The sequence below is a fragment of the Leptolyngbya sp. FACHB-711 genome (assembly GCF_014695615.1).
Classification (GTDB): Bacteria; Cyanobacteriota; Cyanobacteriia; order Elainellales; family Elainellaceae; genus Leptolyngbya_A.
The window spans coordinates 1-3,689 of record NZ_JACJOR010000037.1; the positions used below are offsets into that span (position 1 = coordinate 1).

1 protein-coding gene is annotated in these 3,689 nt (G+C 50.4%); it reads right to left on the reverse strand.

The window, feature by feature from the left end; genetic code table 11:
• Positions 1-497 precede the first annotated feature (497 nt).
• Positions 498-3,350 carry a response regulator gene (locus H6F80_RS00620; protein ID WP_190789687.1) on the reverse strand — a complete coding sequence of 951 codons (2,853 nt, stop codon included), beginning with the start codon at positions 3,348-3,350 and terminating at the stop codon, positions 498-500.
• Positions 3,351-3,689: the final 339 nt, after the last annotated feature.

Below are 3,689 nucleotides of genomic sequence, written 5' to 3' on the forward strand. Positions count from 1 at the left end.
CCCAACACATCCGGCTACCCCTTGCTCCATGTTGTGCAAATGACAATCCATCCCTTGTGCAAATGACAATTCATCACGACTTCAGGCATCGCTGTCCACATTCAGCCAGAAACCTGAGGGCAGTGCTTGATACAACTGCTCTATCCAAAACAACTGCTCTACCCAAAACAAAGGTGAAATCCCTGTACTTTGCCTTCAGCCGATTGGCTACAGCGATACCGCTCAACCTGGGCGAAATCAGACACACTCAGAAGTGAATACCTTAATCAATAAAGGTTTTCCTTAACAGCCTGACAATTTGGCGACTCGAATATAGCCACCTTCAAATAATTTATCGATCTAATCTATAGGTAAACCTTTACGCCAAAGGGTTACTATGACTACTTTTTTACCCAATTTATTCGATTTATCCGATTTATCCGACTTGTTTAACCAGTTCAACCCGTCCGACTTGCTCGATCGCCCTGTTTAACTTCTTGCGGGCAGCAGGCAAACAACTACTGGGGTTGGACTAGCTCCTGGATTAGGGCAATCATTTTACCGGGATCGATCGGTTTCGTTGCGTGTCGCTGAAAGCCTGCGGCAATGGCTTGCTGCTGATCAGATTTGCTGGCGTATGCCGTCAGGGCAATTGCCGGGATCGATCGCGTTTGTTGAGAGGTACGGAGTCTTTGCATCAACATATAGCCATCTATTTCAGGCATTCCAATGTCGCTGACAATCACATCAGGGCTGAACTGCTCCATTGTTTGCAAGACATCAGCAGCACAGGTGGCTTCTGTCACCGTCGCGCCCTCATCTTGCAGCAGAAACGCCAGAAACTCGCGTGTATCCGGCTCATCATCGACGATCAGCACTCGTACCCCAGCCAGGGGATGAGTAGAGGGATAAGGGGATGCGGGGTTAGGGGAGGTAGGCGGGGTAGAGGAATTGTTTTCTCTCCATCTCCTCAACTTTCCATCTCCCTGACTCCTGATCAGGGGCAGGCAAACTGTGAACGTGGCTCCCTGTCCCTCACCAGGGCTGGCAGCCGCGATCGTTCCTCCGTGCATTTCCACCATCTGACGGGCGATCGACATTCCTAAGCCCAGTCCTCCAAACTGACGCGTTGTGGAAGCGTCTTCCTGCCGAAAATATTCAAACACAAAGGGCAGAAATTCGGGAGCAATGCCTTTTCCGGTGTCGGTAATGGTGACTTGGGTGAAGGGAGGGATGAGTGGAGGGGCGGAGGAGTGGAGGGGTGTGGAAGTGGAGGAAGGGTAAGTGGCTGATCTGCGGGTATCACGACTTCCCATCTCCCCATTTTGAGCTGCAACCTGTTCTAGCTTCACCGTAACTCTGCCGCCGTTTGGCGTGAATTTGATGGCATTAGACAGGAGATTCCAGAAGACTTGCTGAAGGCGAGTGGCATCGCCAAAAACGCGGTTTGCTGCCAGATGAGTTGCTGCGTTGTTTTCCGAGGGGAGAATTGCCAGATCAAGCTGAATTGATTTTGCGATGGCTGCCAGCCGCACCGTTTCGAGCGCTGCTGAGAGGACGGTTGCTAGATCGACCGGAGCTGCGTTTAGAGTTAGCTTGCCGCCCATAATGCGGGAGATGTCGAGCAGATCTTCGATGAGCTGTGCCTGAAGTTTGGCGTTGCGCTCGATCGTCTCCAGGGCAACCGTTGTTTTTTCTGGGGCAAGCTGATGGCTCTGAAGCAGTTTAACCCAGCCCAGAATGGGGTTGAGCGGCGATCGTAACTCATGGGACAGCACAGCCAGAAATTCGTCTTTGAGGCGATTTGCCCGTTCTGCTGCGGTGCGGGCGGCTTGCTCTTGCTGTAATAAATGCTCTCGTTCGGCTTCTGCCTGTTTGCGTTCGGTGATGTCTCGAATCAGCCAGCGCAGCCCGGTGAGCTGTCCATTGCTGTAGATACCCGTAATAGTAATTCCAGCGGGAAACGTCCTGCCCTGCTGCGATCGAAGCTGCAACTCTAGCGACTGCACCTGCTGAAAACAGTGAGGCTGATTAAGCTGGATAAAAAACGCTTGCTGATCTTCAGCACTCGCCAGATAACAAGCAAGCGGCTGGTTCAGCAAAAACTGCGGCTCAACGGCTAATAAGTCTACGATCGCCTGGTTTGCCTCCTGAATCTGCCCATTTGAATTTGTGACGACATAGCCATCGGGCGCGAAGTTAAACAAGTCCTGATAGCGTTGCTGCTCGTGGGCAAGCTGTTCGTGCTGCTGCCGCAGTTCTTCTTCGGTCGTCTGCAACTCTTTCAGCGTGACTTTCAGCGCTTCGTTCACTTCAATTAATCGATTGTTCCACTCTGCCATTTTGGCATAGGCGTTGGCTTGCTGAATTGCAGTACCCACCTGAGTTGCAAGCTGTTTTAGCAGATCGACATCGGCGGGTTTCCACTCACGTGGAGCAGCACAGTTTTGGGCAATGAGCAGACCCCACAGCGTCTCTTTCTGCAAAATTGGCACGACCAGATTGGCTCGCACCTGCAAGCTTTCGAGAAACTCAAGGTGACAGGGTTCCAGCCCTATCGTGCGGATATCTGCTGCCGCCATAACCCTTCCCTGGCGATATCCTTCAGCGTAGCCCCGATGAAAGCAAGGATCGTGAAACGTGTTTGATAAAACAGAATCCCACGGCGACACGACGGCTTCTGCCACGACTGCGCCCCATTCCAGCTCTGGTTCGAAGCTGAAAATCAAGACGCGATCGGTATGCAAAAACTGCCGCACTTCCTGCACCGTGGTCTGCAAAATGTCATCTAAATCAAGCGATCGATGAACCTGCTGAGCAATCCGGTTAATAATGCGCTCTCGTTCCAGGTTTTGTTGTCGTTCGGCTTCGATCTGGCGAATTTTGCGTTGAAGTTGAGCCTTTTCGATCGCGCTTTCAACTGCAAACTGCAACTCGTCTGACGAGAGCCTGCCCTTGATCAAATAATCTTCTGCCCCGGCTTTCATCAGCTGCACGGCGATTGACTCATTGCCCTGCCCAGTGATCACAATGACCGGAGGCGACAGATGACCACTTTGGGCTTGCAGTGCCTTCAGAAACTCCAGTCCTTCAAAGTCGGGCAGGCGATAGTCAAGCAGCACTACGTCTGGCTGAAGCCGACAAAAATCAAGAGCTTCCTTCCCAGTGACAGCTTCCAGAACCTGATAAGTCTGCTCGGAATTTCGCAGCAGGTAGCGTCGATACAACTCTCGATCGATTTCGTTATCTTCTGCAATTAATACGGTTCGGTTCAGGCGCTGTGAAGATGGGTCTGGGGATGAATCTGAGAATGGGTGTGAGGATTGCTTCGGGAATCGCTCATCCTCAAGCGCGTTTAATAATTCGGACACAGAATTGCTCCTACTCCCCCTGCCGCAGGCGATTGCCTTTATACTTCAGGCCGAGCTCTAAGCTAGAGAGCAAGATCTGCTCAAACAGCATTCTCAACCTGTTGCACCTAGCTCGTTAATTATCCTAGCTACTTATCAAAAGCCTTTTTTGACTGAATGAACATCCCTCTAACGGCAGAGGATGAGTGAGAACCAACTTAGCTCAACTCATGCTTAATTCATTGCAAACCTTATTGCAAATTAGACTGCGTTAAAAATATGTCACGAAAATATAGTTAATAGAATAATTTGTTGCGGATTTATTTACATGAAAATATTGCTAAAAATATCATTAAAAAT